This window comes from Candidatus Methanoperedens sp., from assembly GCA_012026795.1.
Classification (GTDB): domain Archaea; phylum Halobacteriota; class Methanosarcinia; order Methanosarcinales; family Methanoperedenaceae; genus Methanoperedens.
Genome location: VEPM01000026.1, coordinates 36140 through 58409, shown reverse-complemented (window position 1 = coordinate 58409; position 22270 = coordinate 36140). Strand labels below are relative to the sequence as shown.

Annotated in this window: 23 protein-coding genes; 11 read left to right on the top strand and 12 right to left on the bottom strand. The window is 40.8% G+C overall.

The genetic code is table 11. From position 1 onward, the window contains the following. Positions 1–265 precede the first annotated feature (265 nt). From FIB07_13125 to FIB07_13115, 3 genes are read right to left on the bottom strand one after another with little or no spacing between them, the layout of a single operon-like run. Positions 266–1048, bottom strand: a complete 783-nt coding sequence (locus FIB07_13125) for an ABC transporter ATP-binding protein (GenBank protein NJD53797.1) — start codon at positions 1046–1048, stop codon at positions 266–268. After that, positions 1041–2195 (bottom strand): ABC transporter permease, encoded by a 1155-nt coding sequence (locus FIB07_13120; protein NJD53796.1) that lies wholly within the window; start codon positions 2193–2195, stop codon positions 1041–1043. The genes FIB07_13125 and FIB07_13120 overlap by 8 nt, the downstream gene beginning before the upstream one ends. 1 nt (position 2196) lies before the next feature. Further along, on the bottom strand, positions 2197–3303 hold the full coding sequence (locus FIB07_13115) for a hypothetical protein (protein NJD53795.1): 1107 nt from the start codon (positions 3301–3303) through the stop codon (positions 2197–2199). 251 nt (positions 3304–3554) lie between these two features. Here FIB07_13115 and FIB07_13110 point away from each other — a divergent pair, with 251 nt between their 5' ends. From FIB07_13110 to FIB07_13095, 4 genes are read left to right on the top strand one after another with little or no spacing between them, the layout of a single operon-like run. Further along, positions 3555–3884 (top strand): MarR family transcriptional regulator, encoded by a 330-nt coding sequence (locus tag FIB07_13110; GenBank protein ID NJD53794.1) that lies wholly within the window; start codon positions 3555–3557, stop codon positions 3882–3884. Next, positions 3877–4389 carry a response regulator gene (locus FIB07_13105; protein NJD53793.1) on the top strand — a complete coding sequence of 171 codons (513 nt, stop codon included), beginning with the start codon at positions 3877–3879 and terminating at the stop codon, positions 4387–4389. The genes FIB07_13110 and FIB07_13105 overlap by 8 nt, the downstream gene beginning before the upstream one ends. A gap of 21 nt (positions 4390–4410) precedes the next feature. Next, positions 4411–6219: a sensor histidine kinase gene (locus FIB07_13100; GenBank protein ID NJD53792.1), complete on the top strand. Its 1809-nt coding sequence runs from the start codon at positions 4411–4413 to the stop codon at positions 6217–6219. Next, complete coding sequence (locus FIB07_13095) at positions 6216–7265, top strand: nitrate ABC transporter ATP-binding protein (protein NJD53791.1); 1050 nt, start codon at positions 6216–6218, stop codon at positions 7263–7265. Before FIB07_13100 ends, FIB07_13095 begins: the two co-directional genes overlap by 4 nt. 19 nt (positions 7266–7284) lie before the next feature. Here the strand turns inward: FIB07_13095 and argJ are convergent, their stop codons facing one another. The 4 genes from argJ to FIB07_13075 are packed head-to-tail and all read right to left on the bottom strand — an operon-like array spanning position 7285 to position 10416. Then, the gene (argJ, locus tag FIB07_13090; protein NJD53790.1) at positions 7285–8460 is read right to left on the bottom strand and encodes a bifunctional ornithine acetyltransferase/N-acetylglutamate synthase; all 1176 of its coding nucleotides are present in this window, start codon (positions 8458–8460) and stop codon (positions 7285–7287) included. A 14-nt stretch (positions 8461–8474) separates the two neighbouring features. After that, entirely contained in the window at positions 8475–8951 is a 477-nt protein-coding gene (locus FIB07_13085; GenBank protein NJD53789.1) for a CBS domain-containing protein, read from the bottom strand. Between the two features lie 9 nt (positions 8952–8960). Continuing rightward, positions 8961–9971, bottom strand: a complete 1011-nt coding sequence (locus tag FIB07_13080; GenBank protein ID NJD53788.1) for an N-acetyl-gamma-glutamyl-phosphate reductase — start codon at positions 9969–9971, stop codon at positions 8961–8963. Positions 9972–9978: 7 nt separating this feature from the next. Further along, complete coding sequence (locus tag FIB07_13075) at positions 9979–10416, bottom strand: GIY-YIG nuclease family protein (protein ID NJD53787.1); 438 nt, start codon at positions 10414–10416, stop codon at positions 9979–9981. A 49-nt stretch (positions 10417–10465) separates the two neighbouring features. On the opposite strand from FIB07_13075, the gene FIB07_13070 reads away from it, so the two are divergent. Continuing rightward, complete coding sequence (locus tag FIB07_13070) at positions 10466–10762, top strand: hypothetical protein (protein ID NJD53786.1); 297 nt, start codon at positions 10466–10468, stop codon at positions 10760–10762. Positions 10763–10778: 16 nt separating this feature from the next. On the opposite strand, the gene FIB07_13065 is transcribed toward FIB07_13070, so the two are convergent. From FIB07_13065 to FIB07_13050, 4 genes are all read right to left on the bottom strand, one after another. Further along, the gene (locus tag FIB07_13065) at positions 10779–11231 is read right to left on the bottom strand and encodes an N-acetyltransferase (protein NJD53785.1); all 453 of its coding nucleotides are present in this window, start codon (positions 11229–11231) and stop codon (positions 10779–10781) included. A gap of 13 nt (positions 11232–11244) precedes the next feature. Further along, on the bottom strand, positions 11245–12582 hold the full coding sequence (locus FIB07_13060) for an adenylosuccinate lyase (GenBank protein NJD53784.1): 1338 nt from the start codon (positions 12580–12582) through the stop codon (positions 11245–11247). Between the two features lie 70 nt (positions 12583–12652). Beyond that, the gene (locus FIB07_13055) at positions 12653–13027 is read right to left on the bottom strand and encodes a type II toxin-antitoxin system VapC family toxin (GenBank protein ID NJD53783.1); all 375 of its coding nucleotides are present in this window, start codon (positions 13025–13027) and stop codon (positions 12653–12655) included. Next, the gene (locus FIB07_13050) at positions 13027–13227 is read right to left on the bottom strand and encodes a hypothetical protein (GenBank protein NJD53782.1); all 201 of its coding nucleotides are present in this window, start codon (positions 13225–13227) and stop codon (positions 13027–13029) included. The genes FIB07_13055 and FIB07_13050 overlap by 1 nt, the downstream gene beginning before the upstream one ends. A gap of 316 nt (positions 13228–13543) precedes the next feature. Between FIB07_13050 and FIB07_13045 the strand changes: the two genes are divergently transcribed. The 6 genes from FIB07_13045 to FIB07_13020 all read left to right on the top strand — a co-directional run bounded on the left by FIB07_13045 (position 13544) and on the right by FIB07_13020 (position 21301). After that, positions 13544–14344, top strand: coding sequence for a metallophosphoesterase (locus FIB07_13045; GenBank protein ID NJD53781.1), 801 nt, complete (start codon positions 13544–13546; stop codon positions 14342–14344). 39 nt (positions 14345–14383) lie between these two features. Beyond that, positions 14384–16585 (top strand): DUF362 domain-containing protein, encoded by a 2202-nt coding sequence (locus tag FIB07_13040; GenBank protein NJD53780.1) that lies wholly within the window; start codon positions 14384–14386, stop codon positions 16583–16585. Next, on the top strand, positions 16581–18545 hold the full coding sequence (locus FIB07_13035; protein NJD53779.1) for a phosphoadenosine phosphosulfate reductase: 1965 nt from the start codon (positions 16581–16583) through the stop codon (positions 18543–18545). The genes FIB07_13040 and FIB07_13035 overlap by 5 nt, the downstream gene beginning before the upstream one ends. A gap of 52 nt (positions 18546–18597) precedes the next feature. After that, positions 18598–19524, top strand: coding sequence for a hypothetical protein (locus tag FIB07_13030; GenBank protein NJD53778.1), 927 nt, complete (start codon positions 18598–18600; stop codon positions 19522–19524). Beyond that, positions 19508–19861 (top strand): hypothetical protein, encoded by a 354-nt coding sequence (locus FIB07_13025; GenBank protein NJD53777.1) that lies wholly within the window; start codon positions 19508–19510, stop codon positions 19859–19861. Before FIB07_13030 ends, FIB07_13025 begins: the two co-directional genes overlap by 17 nt. A 213-nt stretch (positions 19862–20074) precedes the next feature. Continuing rightward, positions 20075–21301 carry a hypothetical protein gene (locus FIB07_13020; GenBank protein ID NJD53776.1) on the top strand — a complete coding sequence of 409 codons (1227 nt, stop codon included), beginning with the start codon at positions 20075–20077 and terminating at the stop codon, positions 21299–21301. Here FIB07_13020 and FIB07_13015 read toward each other — a convergent pair. Further along, complete coding sequence (locus FIB07_13015) at positions 21298–22206, bottom strand: hypothetical protein (protein NJD53775.1); 909 nt, start codon at positions 22204–22206, stop codon at positions 21298–21300. The two genes, FIB07_13020 and FIB07_13015, sit on opposite strands and share 4 nt — an antisense overlap. Between the last annotated feature and the right edge of the window lie 64 nt (positions 22207–22270).

Genomic DNA, 22270 nt, shown 5'->3' with positions numbered 1-22270 from the left:
TATACCAAGGTGATCAATGTTTTTACTCGAATATTCCATGCCGGTTGATTCTTATTTTGATTATATAAAATCAACGGGCACCATGTGCGGAATGTGGGAATTAAGACTATTTTTCTTATTTTATTCATTTTCAGCTACCTCTTGTATGACCTGCTACAATTGTTTGTTATCATCAAAACATGATATGCGGTATAACCTAAAAGCGGCAGTTAGGTTATGGATAGGAAGGAAAAAAGATGCTGCCCCTGCAACTGCATTCGCCAGGTTATACCTGTTCCGACAATTTGAATTTATATTGTTCATTTTCTGTTGCCCCTTTTAGATATTCGTCACTCGCAATTTTCCCATCACGCATAGTGATTATTCGGTTCGTTTGTTTCGCGACCTCCATATCGTGTGTCACCACAATGATAGTCTGGCCTTTTTTACTGAGCCCTTTCAGGAGTTCAACAATTACCTCCCTTGTCTTTGTATCGACCGCTCCTGTAGGTTCATCGGCCAGCAATATCGCGGGTTCATTTGCCATCGCTCTTGCAATCGCAACGCGCTGCTGCTGTCCTCCGGATAATTCCGACGGCTTATGTGTTACCCTGTCACCAAGCCCTACCTGGGTGAGCAATTCGAGCGCCCGTCCTTTTCGCTTTTTTTTTTGAACTCCGCTAAATCTCATTGCAATATCCACGTTTTCCATTGCGTTGAGTGTGGAAAGCAAATTGAAATGCTGGAAAACAAATCCTATCTTTTCTCTACGGATCTTTGGAGCTTCGCTCTCTTTTGCTTTTGTTATCTCTACATTATCTATAAAGACGCTGCCACCTGTTGGCCTGTCAAGCAGTCCGATCATTGAAAGAAGCGTTGATTTTCCGCTTCCAGAAGGTCCAACTATGCTCAGTAACTCTCCTTTGTTTACATCAAAACTGACATCATTCAGGGCATGAACCGGTATTTTGCCCTGCATATAGGTCTTCGTGAGATTCTTTATGTGAAGGACGGGTTCACCCTTTGCAGCATGGTTCCCATTATTTCCGTTATTCCCATTGTTATTCATATCGCAGTGCCTCCATTGGACTCAATTTCGTGGCACGATAAGCAGGGTAAGTACCACAGATAATTCCAAGAATTGTTGCAAACAGTAATCCGATCACGATAAGCCTGGGAGTAATGGCAAAAAGCGCCGAACCCTGTGCTTCAAATGATTTGTTCAAAAAGTGCGTAAGTATTCCGCCAATAGCTATTCCGGAAATTCCTCCAATTATCCCCATGATCGCAGCTTCACCCATGGTCATAAGCAGAATACTTTTCCTCTCAGCACCAAGCGCTTTTAGAAGCCCGAATTCCTTTGTCCTCTCTGAAACAGACATCAGCATGGTATTCATGACACTCAACCCACCGATGAGTGCTGCAAGGACTGCCGCGCTTATAGTGATCAAACCGAAAATGACGAGGCCTCCCTCGATATCTTTTCTAAGTTGTTCAGGGGATTTGCTTTTTATTTTATCTATACTCAATTCAATTCTTTTTGCAACTTCAGAAGGATCTGCATTGGAAGCAGGTTCAGCGTAAATGAATGAGACGGTGTTTTCCATTTTATAGAACTTCTGTGCCCTCTCAAGTGGCATCTGAACTGAAGAATCAAAAAAGGAACCTGTGTATTCCAGTATGCCCACGACGCTTACATTTCTTGTATGAGTTATGGATGATGAGCGCTGCAAACTTTTACTTTTTATCTCAAGTTCATCTCCAACCTTAAGATTGAACTTCCGGGCAATGCTGCTTCCCACAACTACTTTATAACCATCTCCAGGGACCAGGTATCGGCCTGAGGTAAGCTTTGCATCTGTCATCTGTTTTTCAGGAAGGACACCAAAAACCATATCTTCCATCGTGAATCCTCCACCTCCTCCCTCCGGATCAAGAGCGGTCATTAATACTCCATAAGCATCTTTTACCCCCGGCACTCTCTTCACCTGCCGGATTTTTGATTCATCAAGAGTTCCGACACCGCCAAATGTTCCATCTGGTTCTACCTGGATATTATTTGCTAAGAGTTTCAATGACTTATCCACAACGAGGTTCATATGTTCAGACATACCCCCCATCACTACAACCGCAAAAATGCCCAGTGCTATCCCGAATATGGTAAGCCCGGTCCTCATTTTTCTCTGAGCCATGCTTCGGATAATAAGGTCGAACATACTACCCACCTCTCTTTCTCCTTATTGCCACAAGTACAACTATCACGATAGCAATTGCTGCAAAACCGGTGTATCCTGTTAATGCCGGGGTGCCGTTTGTTGAGGGTGTTTCGGAAACCGTTTCAACTTCCGGGATGCGAAGCACAGTATCATACTTATCAAGTGAGATACTTTCTTTATTTACAGCCTGGATCCTGACATCATATGTTCCTGATCCAAGTTCTTTCCATACAACTCCTGCTGTGTCTTCTTTTCCGGAGATTAGTATCTCTTCGACCTGCTGTCGGTATGTTTTAGTTTCTTTTGTCGCCCTGTTTATCGCAGATATATCGACGAATCCGTCAAATGGAACCTGTGACTCACCGCGAAGTGTTACACTGGCGCCGTATTCATCAACCTCAACATCATCCGGCAGGATATCGACATCATCATTTGCAGTAAAAGTTGCAATGTATGTATTGATAAGAGGCTCCGAATACAGCCTGTGAGTGAGTATTTTTACCCGGACAGTATATTTCTCTTTATTATTCAAAAGAAAAGGCCATTCTATTTTCAGCTCTACATTTGACGTCAGCGAAACGTCTTCTTTTGTCTTTGTATATACAATGTCATTGCCGTCGAGCAGTTCTATTTTGATATCAACAGCGCTTGGATTAAAAGGGCGCAGCAGCAACTGCACACCTTTGTTCGAAGGTGAGAAATCCACTACCTGGAAACTGGGCATGGCAACGGTTCCGTATGATACCGGATATGTTTTATTGTCATGAAGCTTGGTGTCATTATATATACTCACTTTTGCGGTGTAATAATCACGCTGATGTTTATTCTGCCATAATATTACTTTGGGAACTTCTTCTCCCGCACCTGCTTTAAAAGGCACGATCTGTGATTCTACTACATTTGTACCATCCAGGAGTTCAAAAACTGCTTTTCCCTGGTGATATTGGGTGGCTTTAATAGTGACCTCGCTGCTTGTGAAATCTGAAAAGAAGTCTGTGATCTCAAGATTGGCGCCTGCTGTACCAGCAAGAAGTGACATGCATACTGCCAGCAACACAAATCTATACCACTTTATATTACAATTACACTTTTTTAATATGATTTTCATTAACATCACTCCTGATTTTTTCAGGCTCATCGATTGAGATTCGCCTTAATCAATAATATAACGTCAAAATACTTAAACTTGTCTATTTGTAGTCAAGTTAGTGTTTGAATTGGATATATTTATTGTTGTAAACTATAAAGATACTATATTTTTACATAAATAATATGATTGTAAACGCATAACTATATGAATATATACTCAAATATGGTTAAATAGAACCAGGAAGTCATCAAAAAAAAGGAGGACAAATTATGAGCCCACTTGAAAAGTTATTTGGGAAAACTGCCCAATTAACTGTACTGGAATATCTCATGAAAAACAAAGGAGAGATCAATTATCTTTCCGGAATAGCACAGGGGACCGGATTGTACCATTCCAGTGTTGCACGGGTAATTGGCCCTCTTTTAGAAAATAATATAATAATTGAGAAAAAGATCGGAAAAACGATCCGATCATTTCATCTTAACGAAGAAAACGAAGCAGCAAAACTTCTAATAAAATTCTATAATGAATTAAGGATAGTATTGGACGACAAAATGCCTTTGCCTGATCTGAAAAAGCCGGTGGTAAATCATGAATAAGAATATTGATGATAAAATCGTAGAGTTAATTGAAAAGAATGAAAATATTTCTCATAAAGAAATATCCGGGATACTTGGAATACCTGAAAAAGAAGTTGAAAGAAGGATCAAAAATTTTTCTGATACAAGACAAAAGATAATGATAGTGGACGATGAGATTTCTACTCTTCTTCCATTAAAAAGATCCCTGGAAGCAGAAGGTTACGCAGTTATCGAAGCAGTTAATGGTTATGAAGCTATCGAGAAATCAAAGGCAGAATTGCCTGATTTGATCGTCCTTGATCTCATGTTGCCCGGAATTAATGGTTTTGAAGTATGCACTAAGCTTAAAAAGGATGCACTTACAGAAAAGATCCCTGTAATAATGTTGACCGCCAGAGATGACGTGCGAGATAAAGTAGATGGTCTTGAGATCGGCGCAGATGATTATGTAACAAAACCATTCAACCTGAATGAACTTAAAGTCCGCATCAGGAACATACTTAAAAGATCAAGGGAATCCTGATCCAGAACAGGGGGCAAATATGTGAGAATACGGTCTGAACAGATCATATTTTTCCTGATCATATCCATAATACCGCTATCTGCTGTTGTGTATGTATCATATGAGCGCAGTCAGGAGGCAATACGTAATTCAATCAATACGAATCTCCTTGTAGTGACTGAAAATACCGGTCGCGCAATAGATAACTGGATGGATACAAGAAAGGATGATATACGTATTATTTCAGTTATTGCTGAAAATCCGGAAAAAGATAATTTTCGAAAATACCTGCATGCATTTCAAAATGAACACGAAGGTGTATATGAAGAGTTCTTTATAATTGACCTTAGTGGAAATATTACATTCTCTACGCTTGATAATCCCGGCAATGCGCCTGGTGACCCTTTTCTTAAGGAAGCGCTTGGGGGTAGATTGTTCATATCTGATGTATCCATGTCCGGTATTACTGGTTTGCCTGGAATAATAATTACCAATCCTATAAAAAAGGATGATACGATTACAGGAATAATGGGTGCAAGGGTCAGTATCGAGAACCTGTATTTTCTTATTGGGGGAATTGATCTTGGAAGATCGGGGGAAATATTCTTAGTTAACAATAAAGGAGAACTTATTTTTCATAAGAACATGTCCAAAATCCTTCATGAAAATGTCAATAATAATTTTGCCGTAAAAGAAGTGATTTACGAAAAAAGAGGCATAGGTGACTATATAAATTATAAAGGTGAGAATGTACTGGGATCATATTACTGGCTGCCTCTTTATCGATGGGGACTTGTTGTTGAACAGAACAAGGAAGAGGCGTATGCTGATGTTATGAACCTTGGAATGGAAACTACGATTATTTCTCTTTTTGCAGTTTTTTGTGTGGTTCTTGTTGCGATCGTAATATCCAAAAGAATGACCGAACCCATCGAATCACTCAAAAATGGCGCTCATGGTCTTGTAAAAGGGCAATTCAAACCTATATCCGTGACCTCAAAAAATGAAATCGGTGAACTGACAGGGATTTTCAATCAAACAGCACAAGAATTGCTGGAAATAAGGAAAAAGCTTGAGACCAAAATTGAACTGGCAAATAAAGACCTGGAAGAAAAGAACACAGAGCTTATTCGCGCCAATGAAGAGTTAAAAAAACTGGACAACCTGAAATCGGATTTTATCTCTCTTGTATCGCATGAACTGAAAACACCTCTTTCGGCAATAAGAACTTCAGCCGAATTCCTGGATTCAGAAGAGACCGTAGAACTTGAGATCAAGAAAGAAATGCTAATTAATATAATTAGTAACGTTGACAGGCTGACAAGGTTGATCAATGATATCCTTGACCTTTCAAAAATCGAAGCCGGGAAGATGGAATTTCATTACGAAAAAGTGAATGTCCGGGAAATAGCAAAGGTGTCAATTGAAAATATCAGGTATCTCGCCCTGAAAAAAAATATTGAGATATCAACGGAGATCCCCGAATATCTCTCACCTGTACTTGCAGACAGGGATAAGCTTATTATAGTATTGAATAATCTCCTCAGTAATTCATTGAAATTCACTAATAATGGTGGTCGCTTGATCATCTCAGCAAAAGAAGAAAGAGATGATGTGAAAATCATGGTTGAAGATACAGGTATCGGGATAGATAAGGATAAAGTAATGAAAATATTTGACAAATTTTACCAGGCCGATAGCACATCAAAAAGAAAAACAGGCGGAAGCGGGCTTGGGCTTACAATATCAAGCGGGATTATCAGGGCGCATGGCAGTGAGATCTGTGTGGAAAGCGAACCGCAAAAAGGAAGTATATTTTATTTCAAGCTGAAGAAGTTTGATCAGAAATGAAAAAATATATTTCTATTTTAATTATAATAATTGTGCTCGTACTGTTATACAATGGGTTCGGTATTTATGAAAAATCCCCTGTACCCAGGACTATCAATGTCGTTTCAATGACTCCTGATGAGATGAGCTCAGCTTTAAAGGACAGAACAATAGCAGGTTTCATTTCCTGGGAACCGTATCCTGCAATCGCGCAAGCTGGTGGTTACGGCAGGTATCTGGTAAATTCAAAAGATATATGGGCCAACCATCCGGAATGTGTTATGGCATCATCAGAATATCTTAAAGATGAAGATACGATAAAAGCTCTTGTCTGGGCGCATATAAAAAGTACAAGGTTCATTAATGACCCTGCAAACCGTGAAAAGGTCTTAAAATACGCCTCCGAATTTACAGGAGTTGATAGAACGGCTGCCTCGGCTGCGATCGATAATACTGTATATATTGAAATCCCTGATATGAACGAAATGAAAAAGGGATTCGAAATATTAAGCAAAGCCGGGGGTTTCAAGAAGAGTCCGGCCTCAATGGGCTATAATAACCTGGACGAATTTCTTTCCAGTATAATCCGGGACAAATATTACAATGAAATCAGGAACAGATTGGATGCTGATCCGAACTGGACTCCGGCAGCTGTAAATGAGAGCCTTAGATTCGGGCTTATTCATAACGATATCCACAGCCTGGGGGTATATATAGCACAAAAAGAAGGTTATTTTGAAAAGGTAGGTCTTATTCCGGATAAAAATATTTTTTTCTTGAAATTCAGGAATGGGATGGCAATAACAAATTCATTCTCTTTGCGTGAAGTAGATGTGGCAGTTTTTGGGGCGACTCCGGTTCTAAGGTACGTAATTAACGATAACGGGAAGATCCATATTATCAGCGGAGTAAATACCGGGGGCACTTCGCTTATAGTAAGAGCTGATTCAGATATAAGATCTATCGACGACCTTGAAGGACAGACAATTGCAACTCCCGGTTTTGGCTCGATACAGGATCTGATTATGCGGAAGATGTTTGAAGGATTTGAGATAAAGACGGTGTGAACGGCAGGTTCTGAAATCCTCAAGTCGTATACATCGCATTGATCTTTACATAATCATATGTCAGATCGCAGCCCCAGGCAATCGCGCCGAAATTTCCAAGACCGATATCCACTTCAATGATGATCTCCTTGCTTTCCATAATTCCCTTTAGCTCATCGAGCTTTCCCTCTACGATTTTTCCCGAATCAACAAGCATGACCTCATTTTTGGTATCAGAGAATTTAAGCGATATCTTATCCTGGTCGATATCAGCGCCTGAATATCCAGCGGCTGCAACCACTCTTCCCCAGTTGGGATCTTTTCCGAATATCGCAGTTTTCACAAGCGGTGAGCGCACTATCGCCTTAGCAGCTTTACGCGCATCTTTTTCACTTTTTGCTCCTGTAACTCTTGTCTCGATCAACCTGCTTGCTCCCTCTCCATCTTTTGCTATCATTTTTGCAAGGCTGATGCACACATGGTCAAGACCTTCCTGGAAAACATCTTCTTCGCATTCATTAAATCCCGTTGAAGTTAACAGCGCCATATCATTTGTGCTTGTATCACCATCAACCACCAGCATGTTAAAACTCTTATCAACTGCCCTTCTCAAGGCAGCATCAAGAGTAACTTTTGATAACGTGGCATCCGTAAATATAAAAGCAAGCATCGTACCCATATTCGGTTCGATCATCCCTGAACCTTTCGCGATACCCGCAATTCTCACGCCATTATCAAGCTCCATGGCTATCTCTTTCATGGAAAGATCGGTTGTCATGATTGCTCTTGCGGCGGCTTTAGCTGATTCTTCCGTATCTGAAAGCTTGTTAAAAACCTCATCCAGATGCCCCCCGATCCATGTCCTGTCAAGATTTCGCCCGATAACGCCTGTTGAAGCCACTCCTATATCATAAGGTTTGCATTTCAATTTTTTTGAAAGTATTTCGGTCATCCATTTCGCATCGATTATGCCTTTTTCACCTGTAAATGCATTTGCACACCCACTGTTCGCAATTATCGCTTTTAAATTTCCATTTTCAAGATGTGATTTTGTTATAATAAGCGGTGCAGCTATCACTTTGTTTCTCGTGAAAACTCCGGCGGTTTCAAGTTCCCTGGCATCTGCAACCATGATCGTAAGCCCGTTTTTTCCCTGCTTGATCCCATTAGCTCTTACACCTTTTACAGCGCATATCCCGCCTGTGATCATTTTCATCTTAGTTGTCGTTGTCATTTCCCCGATCCTGCCAGGCCTCTTAATATATCACTCCTGGCAACTATTCCGACAAGCTTTCCATTATCATCGATGACTGGCAGCCGGTTAACTTTATATTTTACCATAATACCTGAAGCATCTTCCAGTTCATCCTCCGGGGAAATTGCATGGACATCCTTTGTCATTATATCCTCTACAGGCCGAAGCTTGAGGTTTTCAAGGGCATTCCTGGTCTCTTCGATCCTGACAAGATTCCTTATGGGTATCTCAATTATTTCAAATGGGCTTGGAAGCCACAATTCATTTGAAAATTCCGGAATCTTGAATAATTTTAAGAGATCAGTTTCGGAAACAAGCCCTACTACTTTTCCTTTATCAACAACTGGTAATCCGCTGATATGATTTTCTTTTAACAGGTTGGAAATATAGCTTAATGAGTCACCAGGCGCACATGTGATTACGTCTTTATTCATAACATCTTTTATTTTCATAATAACACCTCACGGGGCAAAACCTGGCGACCAGAGACCTGTTGTCTCAGGAAGGCCAGACATCAGGTTCATGTTCTGGATAGCCTGGCCTGATGCTCCTTTTACCAGGTTGTCTATTGCAGATATCACAACTATCCTGTCGCTTCCCTTTTCTACCTCAAAACCTATGTCGCAGAAATTGGAACCCCGGACATTTCCCAGCATGGGTATTCCTTTTATCAGCCTGATGAATGGTTTATCACTGTAAAAATCATTGTATATCGCGCTGACATCTTCCTGGCTTAACTGTTTCTTAACGAAAATATGCGCCGTTGTGAGAATCCCCCGCACAGAAGGAATAACATGCGGCGTAAAGCTGATGCTTTTCAGGTGGCTGTCAAGCCGTGTTAATTCCTGCACTATTTCGGCGCGGTGGCGATGTGTTGTGAGCTTATATGCCTGGATATTCTCGGCCATGTTCGGATAATGGGAAACCGGACTTGGCTCTGCTCCAGCCCCTGATATACCGCTTTTTGAATCAAATACTACGCGCTCGATCAGTCCAGCACTGGCAAGAGGCGCAGCAGCAAGCGAGGCGCCTGTCGGGTAGCAACCAGGATTTGCGATAAATTGCTGTGACGACACTTCAGGATGGAGTTCAGGTATTCCGTATACCGCTTCGCGCGGGTCTATGTGTTTGAGCTTATAGGTTTTTTCAAAAACATCTGTTTTCAGGCGATAATCTGCGCTCAGATCTACGACTTTAACACCTGCCATAATAAGTGCGGGAACAACCTGCATAGCTGTGCCATGGGGAACGGCTGTAAAAACGATGTCGCTGCGTGAGGCAACTTCTGTTGGAGTCAGGTCTTCAAATTCAATATCAACAATTTTTCGAAGATGGGCATGTGTATCGCTGATATTTTGTCCTTTCTTGCTGCGTGAAGTAACTGCTTTGATGTTTGCTTCAGGATGCCGGGAAAGAAGCCGCATCAATTCCCCGCCTGTATATCCGGAGCCTCCGATTATTCCGATGTCCATGTAATCCCTACATGCCGGGATAAATAATTATACTTTCGTTTCCTGCCAGCTTATTGGCAATCCTGGTTAGATCGTTCCTGATATCCGATTCATGGAAAAAAAGATGCGATTTGCAGGTGCAGTCGCTGCACCCAAAGCCGGGTATGAATTGCGAAAATTCCATAAGTGTTCGTGCAGTTTTGCATTCAAGAGCTTCACCGGTCGGCAGCAGTACGGCGCATATCACTTCCGAATGGGGAAGAAGGTGGTCTATGTGCCATTTTCTCGTGCTGTTTGAACCCGAAGCCACATTGAAATGTCTTGTGACTCGCCTGAATCCTCCGGTTCCAAGAGCTGAGCCGATGTAATAGTAATATCCGGCTTTGAAATGGAAATCCCCAAGTTTTCCTATGGTCAGGTCGGTGTTGTTATTCAACCTGAGGATAAGAACATATATGCCTTTCATGATATAATTAATACATTAACTGACAATTTAATAATTGGGGTCAGGATTTATGACAGATGAAATTGAATCAATTCCGCAAGAACCCGATGCTTGCGAAATGAAAACGCCTTATGATCACAGGATCATGTTCAGGGCGCTTGAGAATCCGCAGAGGAGAAAGATAATAAGATCCATCGGAGCGTTCGGAAAAACGAAAAATGAAATCATGAACGAACTTAAGATATCCGAATCACAGTTAAAATTCCAGCTCGATTTTCTCATTAAAGAGTGCTATGCAGAAGTGGATGGGGATAAATACAGGCTTAATTCAAAGGGATTACAGGAGCTGCTGGCGAATATAAAGTGAATCATAATGTGAATCCTCAAATTATCTTCTTCACCAGCGGGATCTCATCGCACTCAGGGAACTTGGGGCATTTAATGCACATACTCCATATCTTATGCGGAAGCGTGCTCTTTTTCACTCTCACAAATCCATGCGACTCAAAAAATTCAGGCACATAAGTAAGCGTAATAAGTTTATTTAAACCGAGTGTTACTGCCTCTTCTTCACATGCTTTAAGTATCTGTGAACCTATCCCCCTCCTTACCATATCAGGTTCGACTGCAAGAGACAGTATTTCCCCGTAATCTTCCCAGGTAATATGAAGCGCGCCGCAGCCCACAAGTTTATCATTCTCTGTTATTACATAAAAATCCCTGAGATTCTCGTATAATTCGCTCAATGAACGCGGAAGCATAATACGTTTATCTGCATAACTGTTCACAAGTTTCCATATCTTTTCCACATCTTTGATGGTTGCTTTTCTTAACAATTGCGTATCCTCTTTATTTTCGTTTTTTTAGTTTGGCAGCAAGGGAATCAACCTGTTCTACGGCTGTACCTATATAATTATCCGGGTCCATTAATTGGATTATTTCGCTCTCTGCCAGGTATTTTGATATGGTTTCGTTTGAAAGAAGAGCGTCCTTCATGTGGATACCGGATTCCCGGGCAGACATGGCACACTGGCGCACGATCTCATGTGCTTCCTGCCTGCCAACCCCTTTCTTACTGAGTTCGATCATGATAGCTTCGCCCATATTCAGCCCATTGAGAAGGTTCAGGTTTTTCCTGATGTTCTCCGGGTAAAAGCGCAGGTTCTGGATAATTGTTGTTGTAAGGCGTATACAATGGTCGGTCAATACACAGGATTCAGGGAATACAATGCGTTCGCACGATGAGTTTGTTAGGTCGCGCTCATCCCACAGTGTATTGTTACGGAGTTCAGGCTCAACCATTGCCCTTACAATTCTTGCAAGTCCGCAAACCTGCTCTGATTTTATGGGGTTGCGTTTGTGTGGCATTGTGGATGAACCCACCTGTTTTTTGCCAAAGCTTTCTTCCACTTCCGCAATTTCGCTTCTTGCAAGACTTCGTATTTCAATACATATTTTATCAAGGGTAGTAACGGTATTTGCCATCCACATCACGAATTCTGCATGCCTGTCGCGCTGTATCACCTGGTTTGAAACATCTGCTGCCTCGATGCCAAGATATTCCATGGTTTTTTCCTGTATCTCGATGCCTTTTTTCCCGAAAGCAGCCTGCGTGCCTACTGCACCGCTCATTTTTCCAACAGTGGCGCGCGGTGTCAACTGGTCAAGCCTTTCAATATGCCTGTCAATTTCTGATGCCCATATCGCAAACTTCATGCCGTAAGTGGTGGGAACTCCGATCTGGCCGTGAGTGCGACCTGCGCATACAGTATTTTTATGGGATAGTGCGCTTTCGATCAGAACCTGGCGCAATTTCACAGTTTCTTTTCGTAATATAAGGAGTGCATCTTTTACCTGAAGAGCAGTTGCAGTATCTAAAATATCATTGGAAGTTGCTCCGAAATGTACCCATTTTCCTGCATCACCGGATTGCTCGGCAAGTGCAAGCACAACAGCCATGACATCATGATGTATCTCATCTTCTATTTCCTTGACACGGTCAAGAGTTACTTTCTTTACCCCGATGGATATTTTCTCATCCATTCCTTTGGGGATATAATTCAGATGCGCCTGGGCTTTTGCCAGGGCCGCTTCAACAGAGAGCATTTTTAAAAGTCGTGTCTCTTCATTCCATACAGCTTTCATTTCAGCGTGACCGTAGCGGTATTCGATAGGATGGATTGCCATTGGGACTCCTATTAGTCATGTGGTTAAAAGAAACTATCGATGATTAACATAATATTGTACCAATGAAAAATCACAAAATTACAGCATCGTTAAAATTTTTAAAATGGGGGTCTCCGGTCAATACCTTTATTTTTCTGCTCCGGGCTGATGCAAGTATTATTGCATCAGCAAGACCGAAATCCGGGATTTTGATTTTATTATGTGCATGTATTTTTGCAGCTTCAATTGCAGTGTTAACATCCAGTGCGACTATCGCACATCTTTTCATTATGAAATCCTTTCTTTCGTCTGCGTTTCCATCTGTCCTGAGAGATTTGGAGTATATTTCTGCTATTACTATAGGAGATGTATATAATTGCGAGTCGTCATCTACTAATTTTTTGACTTCTTCACCTTTCTGACTCCCCATAAAATATTCCATCCATGCAAAAGAATCCAGCATCATTATAATCGATCCTCATGGTCTCTCAGGTCTGATAGATCCGTTTTTTTCATTGTCCCAAAAAGGCTTTTTTTGTCTTTAAAAAGCATTTTAATTAAAATCTCGTTTATTTTTTCAGATATATTTTTGGCTCCGCCTTCTTTCAGCGTTTGATAAACATCTTCTCTTAATTTTATTGTTGTTCGAACGTATCCTGTCATCATCAACACCTGTATATATGATATCATCTACATCCGCATAAGATTTGTGGTGCATGAGTAATAGCATGAGTAATATATAGTGAATCATGCATATTTCACCCGAAAGAAAACGATACAATAAACCGCAAAGAACGCAAAGCATAGCAGTAAATCTTTGCGCCCTTTGCGTTCTTTGCGGTGAGCGTTTAATTAATCTTGAATTGCTATCGGGTTATTTAACGCTGAGCGACTATACATATTCTGGAAGAATTTTGAAAAACCTCAAAAATTAAGCTGAAAACTATATATGCACTACAATAATGTATGTCATGTATCAATAATGACCGTAACCCCTATTTTGAACGAACCCGCACTTGTGGTCAAGAACACTATAAAAGTTCTTGTGATCGCGGATGTTCATCTTGGCATCGAATGGGAGCTTTATCATAAAGGATTCTCAATCCCCAGCCAGGTGGAAAAAAGAAAGAAACGCATATGTGAGTATCTTGAAAATATGAAGCCGGACCGGATCGTGCTTCTTGGCGACATAAAACACAATGTGCCCAGGACTTCATGGCAGGAAAAAAAAGAGATACCCGGTTTTCTTGGAACAATAGCAGCTTATGCACCTGTTGATATCGTGCCGGGGAACCATGATGGGGATATTGAGGAGCTAATTACCGGGAATGTTACAATGCACGATATGAGGGGTTTTGTGCTTGACGGAGCAGGTTATTTTCACGGCCATACGTGGCCTGGTGCCGAGTTGCTATCTGCAAAATACGTGCTGATGTCCCATAACCATCCCGCTGTAAGGCTCACGGATTCACTGGGACATGCTGTTTCTGAGAAGGTATGGATAAGGACGCATTTTATTGAGAAATCAATACGGGATCATTATGGGGATATTGAGTGGACAAGTCCTGAAGTAATAATTATGCCCGCATTTAACGAGTTGTGCGGCGGGATACCATTCAATGAATCAATAAGCGAGGATTTGCTGGGGCCTGTCTTTGCCAGCCATGCGATCGATCTTGAAAATGCAAGGGTGTTTTTGCTTGATGGGACAGACCTCGGAACGATAGGAAATATCAGGAAGCTGGGGATAACGCGAAGGAGAAGGAACAGAAGATATTTATAAATATGAGTATAACCTTTTCATCGGAAAGAGGGTATAAAAATGAGTTTCCTGTTAGACCCACCAATGCTGTTCGTAATAGGTGTTTTGCTGTATTTTTTAGGCAATAAACTTGGATTTGAAAGGCTTGCAAAAATTACAATCGGCTTTCTTGTCGTTGCGGCATTTATCCTGTTCAGTCTCTTGCTTTATGCAGATATTTTCCGCTGCGTATTCCCTTTCGTCTGCAATAACATGAGCGGATCAGAATTCATGTTCCATTCAGATATTACAGGCATCTACAAGAAGGATGTTCCACTGCTTGTGGTCATCGTGCTATTTGCATTGTATCCTGTCTGGATATATCTTGGATATGCAAGCGCGCTTTTATTTACAAAGCGAAGGAGACATTCTAAAGAGACTTATTCGTATGATGATGTGAAAAGCGGTAAAAGGAAAAAACACGTAATCTCAAAATACTCCATTGTACGATATCCCGATATAAAACAGGGAATAAACGACCCGCAAAATGCCACAAGAGCTGCTGTTGATTCCCTTGGGGGAATGAATAATTTCGTTAAAACCGGGGATAAAGTCCTTATCAAAGTGAATGTATGCGGAGGTGTGCCGGAATTAAAAGGTACCTATACAACAAAGGAGGTCGCAGGTGTTGTCGTGGATATGGTCCGCGAAGCAGGTGGTGAACCTTTCATCTGCGATGCTGACATGGTATGGACAAAATTCTGGCCCAATGCAAAAGCAGAGGGCTGGCTGGAGTGGGCAAAGCAAAAAAACGTAAAAATTGTCAATCTTTCTGATACGAAAATCGTGAATTTTGACTTTGGCAAAGATAGCAAGATGCCGGTAGAAAAAGTCTCAAAAGAGATCCTGGATTCCGATGTGATAATCTCCATACCTGCAATGAAAACCCACATGATGACAGGAGTAACGCTCGGGATGAAAAACATGTATGGGACTTTACCTGAGATCGATAAGGCGCGATATCATAAGATCGGGATCGACGAAGTTATTTATTATATCAACAAAGCCTTCACTCCAAACCTGACAATAATCGATGGCAGTATTGGCGGTGAAACCGTAGGGCCCCTGTCGTGCGATTCTGTGGAGTATCATACTATTATCGCCTCCAGCGATGTGGTGACAGCCGACTCAATAGCCGCACAAATGATGGGTTTTGCAGACCCGGTAGCGGATATCAGGCACATCCAGCTTGCCCATGAAAATAAAGTAGGTGATGCATCGCCAGTATTCGATCCGTCAATACTTCCGTATCAGCACAGTTCGGATATGAAATGGAAACGGCCGGACCCCGATGTTGCAAAATTCTATGTATGGGGCACTCATGCATTGCTGAGGTTACCGGGCTGGGATTCCGTATTTAGCATTTGTTCAGATTTCTTTTTATATGATGCGGCAAGATTGCCAATCCTTAAATATTTCACGCCTGCCTTATTGCAGATAGTTAACGATGTCGCCAGATGGTCACTGGGAAAGAAGCCGGATTCGCCTGAAAATAAAAAGAGAATGGGTATAAACCTGGGGATTTTTTCGATCTTTGTGTTGTTATCGCTTTTTGGTTTCGTTTCCGGCGGCTATCTGATGAAATCCTCGCTGTATTTCAGTCTTGGATTTTTATTTTCAATTATTTCTGCAGGATGGTTTGCCACAAGAATGAAAACAAAGCATTTTGCGGCCATTTCTTTAACATCGGTCCTTATTTCGTTCCTGATAGAGCGTTACGCACCGCTTGCCGGGATGTGGCGATATTTAGATGGTGCATCGCCCCCGGTTTTTGCCCTGTTTTCAACGCCATTGCTGGTAATCTCGATCATTGGTATTTCTGATTTCTTAAGAAAAGTATTTGCTTATGTTGAATTGAGCGGATCAAAACTCAGGAATGTTCCATTTATCCTGATGCTGGTCGGGTTTGTGGCATTTATGCAATTTGAAGGGTATTTAACGATCATTTCAAATGAAGTTATCGCTATTTATTCAGCATTCGCGATATCAGGGTTTTACTATAATAATAAACAAACCCTTGATTGGAACCTGGCTATAGCGTCTGTTACTGTTGGGATAGGCGGGATGCTGGAGCTTCTGGGCTCTTCTTCAGGCCTGTGGAGTTATTATTATTCCGAACCGCTGCCAGTATTTTTGATCATGGGCTGGACAATGAATGTGTGGGCTGCCTGCGCAATCGGGCAAATTTTTGGGACGAATTTCAAAGAGGCGATAGCAGATTAAAATTACCAAACAAAAACAAAGTCCAGATCAAAATGTATCGTTCGAACTCGACGAAAGTAACCTTTTCTGGTGCCATAAATGCAATATCCCCTTACTAGAAGCCCAGTGCGGGATATGCAGGGAAAAAGGTGGAAGTGTCAACCTATCCCCGCCCGGAGATGTTCGTTTTGCTTCACCATATGAAAAAAATATAATCAATGACCTGATCTCAAAATTTTCCGGCGAAAATCCCATTTCGGAAAAACTTATCATTTTGAATAAAATCCCCGGTGAAGATAAAACCGATGAAATAATCGTGGACGGGCTTCATTTCGGGATATTGAGATTCGATATGAAAGAGCTTGTTTTCAAGCTCGACCTGATGATGGGAGGTGCATGCGCGCTTATCGCATCAGGAATAAGTAAAAAACTCGTGAATATCTCATCCGGCGGAAGGCATCTTAGCGGGAAGAACATAGATGGGACTGAAGTAATTGAATGTTCCGATGATATCATAAAAGGGGACACCGTACTTGTAACAGGTAAGAATCTTTGCGGGTTCGGGATAGCATATAGAGACAGCAAAGAGCTAAAAAACGCGGGACAATCATTAAAGATAAAAAAAATCGGATCAGGGAAAGTAACTTTTTTGCCAGGAAAACCAGGGCTTGAAGATGTCATCCGGGCAAATGCGCCACATATGAAACGGCTTGTGAAAGATGCGGTCAACACCATCAGGGGAATTTCAAACCAGGAAGAATTCAGGGATTTGCCGGTCTATGTTTCATTTTCAGGAGGCAAAGATAGCCTGACCACGCTTGATCTTACCCGCAGCGCGGTGAAAAAAACAATAAAAGTGTTTTTTGCAAATACTGGCATCGAGTTCCCGGAAACAGTTGAATTTGCACGCAGGTTCTGCAAGGAAAACGATATCGAACTAATTGAAGTCAATGTAAATGATGCATTCCGGGAGAATCTCCCGAGTTTCGGCCCTCCTGCGAAGGATTTCAGGTGGTGCTGCAAGGTCTGCAAGCTGGGACCTATTAATTCAGTAATAGAAGAGTGCACGCGCACAGGTAAAAAGTGCCTTACCATTGATGGGAAACGGAGATATGAATCATTTACGCGCTCACGGATCAATCCGAAAGAAGAGAATCCATTCATCCCGGGCCAGGTCAGCGTGTTCCCGATCCGCAACTGGCGCGCCATCGAGGTGTGGCTTTACATTTTTTATCGCAAGCTTGAATATAATCCTCTTTATGACGAGGGTTTCGAGCGCGTGGGATGCTGGCTTTGCCCTGCAGAACTGAGCGCGGAATACTACAGGTTCAGCCAGCTGCATCCTGAGCTTTTCATGCGGTGGAACGAATATCTTTTGAACTGGGCAAAGGACTATGGGCTGGATGAGACGTTTGTCAGGCACGGGTTCTGGCGCTGGAAAACACTTCCTCCAAAGATGATCCGCCTTGCTGAAGAACTCAAGATAAATACGAAATTGGGGCCCAAAAAAGAAGAGTTCGGTATAACAGTGACAGGAGGCGCTTCGCCATGCAGGACAGGCGGATATACAATGGAAGGAAATATCACAGGACTTTTGCCCCGGGAAGCGCAAAATATCGCAAATATCCTGGGTGAAAATGTTTATTCAGAAGAACTCGGTGTGTTGCTGATCCATACAAAAGGTGGAAATGTCAGGATATTCTCATCCGGGCACATTTCTGTTAATGCGCAGACAAATGAAGATGCACGATCTGTTTTTGAAAATGCTGCAAAACAACTGATACGAGTAAAAAAGTGTACAAAATGCGGGGTATGTTTGAAGGTTTGCCCTGTCAATGCCATTATTCTTGAGCCGGATCTTAAAATCGGAAAAATTTGCACTGGATGCGGTAAATGCACCGGATCATGCGTAGTCGTCAAATATTTTGACAGGATATTGCCCGATTTACTGTATAAATTTTTTTCCAATACTAAACTATAAATATTGTTCAAATCATACTACGATAACATTATAATGATGAGGTTGAAGTATCATGAAAACGGGTAGGATTTTAACAGGGATATATGGTCTTGATGAACTGATGGATGGAGGGTTCAGAAAAAATAGTGTCACTTCAATTTATGGAGGGCCGGGTGTAGGTAAAACCACTTTTGCATTGCAATACTCACTTTTCGGCCTGAATCACGGTGAAAAAGTAATTTACGTTTCCTTTGAGATGTCACAGCAGCAGATTATTCGTGATTGCACAGACATAGGATGGGGGGTCATTAAAGATTATATAGAGACAGGGGATCTGAAAATAGTCCATATTTTTGGAGAAGACCTGGAGTTTCCGAGCCTTGATATTACAGAAATCATAAAGAAATCAAGTCCCGGACCAAATCCGCGAATAGTAATTGATCCCTTCACATATCCTACATTTTATTCCGATAAAGAGAAAAGAAAATCAATCAGTACAATATTCCAGGATATGCGAGCATTTGGAACCACTGTTGTAGTTCTGGAAGAACCTGCCGATGGTGCAACTGCTACCAACTACGGAACTACAGGAGATTTCCAGCATATGAACAGGCTATTATCTACACCGCTATATTTATCTGATACGGTTCTATTCATGCAGAATCTTGGTTTTGGGGAAATGTATGACAGGACAATCAGGATTATGAAACATAGGGGATCCAAACATGGTGAAGGGATATATCCTTATTCTATAGAAACTGGATTAGGAATCGTGCTGAGAGCTTCGAAGAGACAAATTGACCGGGTAATGCCAAAAACCAAATTCGATGACAGGTTTGTGCAGGCTATTGAAAAAACAAAAGCCATGGGAAAACTGGGTCAAAAATTAAAGGTAAAAATTGAATCTGTGCGGAAAAACTGGGTACATGATGAAGACCCGCAACAAATTCTTGAACTTGTCCTGGGGGAAGAGATAAAAAGTTATGAAAATCGAACTTGAAGACACTCTTGACCAACTCTATGATATTGAAGGGATCGAAGCCTGTATGTTATACAGGATAGATGGGGTGCCCATAACCATAAGGGTCCCTGGTTACAGGGAACACCTTCTGGAAACTATGTTCTGGCTTGAGAAACATATAAGCCGGGTGCTCGGGGAGATGAACAGGGACGGTTTAAAGGAAACCATTTTTTATTTCAGGAACAACCGCATCCTGATTGCTCCTTCTTCAAGATCTACAGTACTTGTTACTGTTACTAAAGCTGAGGCCAACCAGCAGCTTATATCGCTTGAGACACTGCGTGCGACAAAACTCATAGAAGCATGTGTGACATAATTATAATCATTAAATAGAAAGAAATATAAGCAGGTTGAACTGTATAATTCAACCACGGGTGAGAAGACGCGATCTATTACTTTATTTAGCAATAAGAAAGATCACAGGGAGGCTGCTATTGATATAATAAATCAGGCCCGTGAGAGGCTTGATTTTAAGCCTGATCTTGTTTTGTTCTACGCTACTCTAAAATATCATGGTAAATATCAGGCAATGCTTGATATATTTCATAATGAATTTGGCGACATACCCCAAACAGGAGCCTCAGTGGATGGTATGATCTATCCCCATGACATGAGGACGGACGGTGCGGCACTTGTACTGTGCGAGGATAGCGATGCCAGGATACGGGTGGATGGGATTAAAGGTAATTCTGCAATTGGGTCGGCAAAAAAACTTGCAGCAAAGGTAAAATGTGAAAATGGGGTTGTTGCGCTGCATTTTCCAGTAGTACACGTACCAGGAGCTATAAAATCCGCCCAATTTGCAGCAAACGGTTTTTATTATAGTAATAAAATTAAAATAGAGACTTTAGAAAAACAGAAAGAGTCGGTGAGAAAATTCTCTGACTACTGTGATAAAGAAAGCATTATCAACCAACCATCAGCAATATTAAACCTGTTTGCCAGACAAACAAATTACAAAGTCCCAATTATAGGTATAAATGTACTGCATACACATGTCAGGTTCAACTCTCCTAATATATTCTGTAATTTTGAAGATATTGATGGCGGTATTGCCGCACTGACCATAGAGAAAAATAATGTCAGTGCCATTTATGATGATATCTTTCCTGATAAAGGGAAAACTCTAGATGAAACGAAGCTTATAGTGAGCAATGAATTTAAAATTATCAAGGAGTTTAAAGCAAGGTCTGAAAAAAATGTATTGATATCCTTGGATGACAAGTCACCCACCGAGGCCGTAAAAAACCTGATATATATATCAGAAGAAAAAGAAAAACAAATAAGTGAGCATCTTGACAAAGGTGATTTCAAAGTCCAGATGCCCTACGCCCTTTTATTCCTTAATAAAAAAACAAATGGTGCATTTCTTCTGGGGATGGGATCATATCTTCCTTTTGATTTGTTTCCTTTTTATATGGATATTTCTGATTATTCCGAAGAAGTTGCACTTGTATACGAATTAATTGAAGACAAATTTGATTCATTTTTGTCCTGTTTAAATAATTTGAAATATAATGATAAAAGATTTGTTTTTTTCTCTATTGATTTTGGAACTATCGCAGCATTCGGGAAGAAAACTCTTGAATATGAAGATAAAATAAATAAATTATTGGGTGATAATTATTTTGGAATTATCACAGCGCCAACGTCAGCATATATTCCAACAGAATTCAGATTGAGAAATTATCTGTCTGAAACCCACCACAATTCTTTTTTCAATAGCGGTGGAACAAGTACATGCCTGGAGATTTAAAAAAATGCACTCAATCCGATAAAAATAAAAGATCCATATATTGAATTACCCATACACTTAATTGCTTGAAAATCCCCTATATCTAAAGTCCAATCTTTTTTATGCATATGAATAAATGTATTTTGTAAAAAATAAATAAAAGGAATTATTATAATCAACATACCCGGACCAAATGTTTTTAAAGTAAATGGATTCAATAAAACCAAATAAAATAATACCATCAGGTAGCAGGAGTATCTTATAAGTTGGGATGGAAGGAAAACAACACCAAAGGTTTTTAGATCTGCTTTCTTATCTCCGGATATATCTTTTAAATCTTTTAATAGCAGTCCTGATATATTAAAGAAAAGGATCGCTATAGTCAATATTATTCCTTTTAAATTTAAATCCGAATACAAAAGCCAGATACTTAACGTGTAACAGGGTATTGCGATGCTATAAGCAATCAACTCACCCAGGTAATGGTCTTTTAACCTGAAACCAAGAACTTTTTTAAGAATAAGATTGTCTGAATACCACCATGTAACTATAAAACCGATAAGAACGTACAGATAAATTGGTCGTTTAAATTCATTAGATAAATAATAAACAAATAGCATAGAGAAGGCAAAAAGCATAACTGAAATAATAATAGCTTTTTTTTGCATCGAGATATCCCGGGTTAAAATCGTTTCTTTTCCCGATGCGATATCTTCCCTTAAGTCATTGCAGTGGTTCCATAAATTAGAGGGGAATATCAAAACCAATGAAACAAATATTCCAACCGCCAGAATTGGAAAATCATAGAATGACGACCCATTTCGCGATATTAAAAAAAGTGATATGGCAAAGAGAGGAAATGGGGAATATATTGAGACTGGAGTGTTACACAACTTTAGTAAATCTAGGTTTTGTCTCCAGAACATTTCTATATTAATTTTACATAAACCATAGACGTGTTGCCTTAAACATTTCTTCTGCTACTTTTTC

What these genes read in the sequence shown, in the direction of transcription:
- FIB07_13095 (NJD53791.1), top strand. Translation starts at nt 6,216, where the DNA reads ATGAAAAAATATATTTCTATTTTAATTATAATAATTGTGCTCGTACTG.
- FIB07_13040 (NJD53780.1), top strand. Translation starts at nt 14,384, where the DNA reads ATGAGTTTCCTGTTAGACCCACCAATGCTGTTCGTAATAGGTGTTTTG.
- FIB07_13025 (NJD53777.1), top strand. Translation starts at nt 19,508, where the DNA reads ATGAAAATCGAACTTGAAGACACTCTTGACCAACTCTATGATATTGAA.
- argJ (NJD53790.1), bottom strand. Translation starts at nt 8,460, where the DNA reads ATGAAAATGATCACAGGCGGGATATGCGCTGTAAAAGGTGTAAGAGCT.
- FIB07_13125 (NJD53797.1), bottom strand. Translation starts at nt 1,048, where the DNA reads ATGAATAACAATGGGAATAACGGAAATAATGGGAACCATGCTGCAAAG.
- FIB07_13115 (NJD53795.1), bottom strand. Translation starts at nt 3,303, where the DNA reads ATGAAAATCATATTAAAAAAGTGTAATTGTAATATAAAGTGGTATAGA.
- FIB07_13020 (NJD53776.1), top strand. Translation starts at nt 20,075, where the DNA reads ATGCTTGATATATTTCATAATGAATTTGGCGACATACCCCAAACAGGA.
- FIB07_13075 (NJD53787.1), bottom strand. Translation starts at nt 10,416, where the DNA reads ATGAAAGGCATATATGTTCTTATCCTCAGGTTGAATAACAACACCGAC.
- FIB07_13085 (NJD53789.1), bottom strand. Translation starts at nt 8,951, where the DNA reads ATGAAAATAAAAGATGTTATGAATAAAGACGTAATCACATGTGCGCCT.
- FIB07_13060 (NJD53784.1), bottom strand. Translation starts at nt 12,582, where the DNA reads ATGGCAATCCATCCTATCGAATACCGCTACGGTCACGCTGAAATGAAA.
- FIB07_13045 (NJD53781.1), top strand. Translation starts at nt 13,544, where the DNA reads ATGACCGTAACCCCTATTTTGAACGAACCCGCACTTGTGGTCAAGAAC.
- FIB07_13105 (NJD53793.1), top strand. Translation starts at nt 3,877, where the DNA reads ATGAATAAGAATATTGATGATAAAATCGTAGAGTTAATTGAAAAGAAT.
- FIB07_13110 (NJD53794.1), top strand. Translation starts at nt 3,555, where the DNA reads ATGAGCCCACTTGAAAAGTTATTTGGGAAAACTGCCCAATTAACTGTA.
- FIB07_13055 (NJD53783.1), bottom strand. Translation starts at nt 13,027, where the DNA reads ATGATGCTGGATTCTTTTGCATGGATGGAATATTTTATGGGGAGTCAG.
- FIB07_13070 (NJD53786.1), top strand. Translation starts at nt 10,466, where the DNA reads ATGACAGATGAAATTGAATCAATTCCGCAAGAACCCGATGCTTGCGAA.
- FIB07_13080 (NJD53788.1), bottom strand. Translation starts at nt 9,971, where the DNA reads ATGGACATCGGAATAATCGGAGGCTCCGGATATACAGGCGGGGAATTG.
- FIB07_13050 (NJD53782.1), bottom strand. Translation starts at nt 13,227, where the DNA reads ATGATGACAGGATACGTTCGAACAACAATAAAATTAAGAGAAGATGTT.
- FIB07_13015 (NJD53775.1), bottom strand. Translation starts at nt 22,206, where the DNA reads ATGTTCTGGAGACAAAACCTAGATTTACTAAAGTTGTGTAACACTCCA.
- FIB07_13030 (NJD53778.1), top strand. Translation starts at nt 18,598, where the DNA reads ATGAAAACGGGTAGGATTTTAACAGGGATATATGGTCTTGATGAACTG.
- FIB07_13120 (NJD53796.1), bottom strand. Translation starts at nt 2,195, where the DNA reads ATGTTCGACCTTATTATCCGAAGCATGGCTCAGAGAAAAATGAGGACC.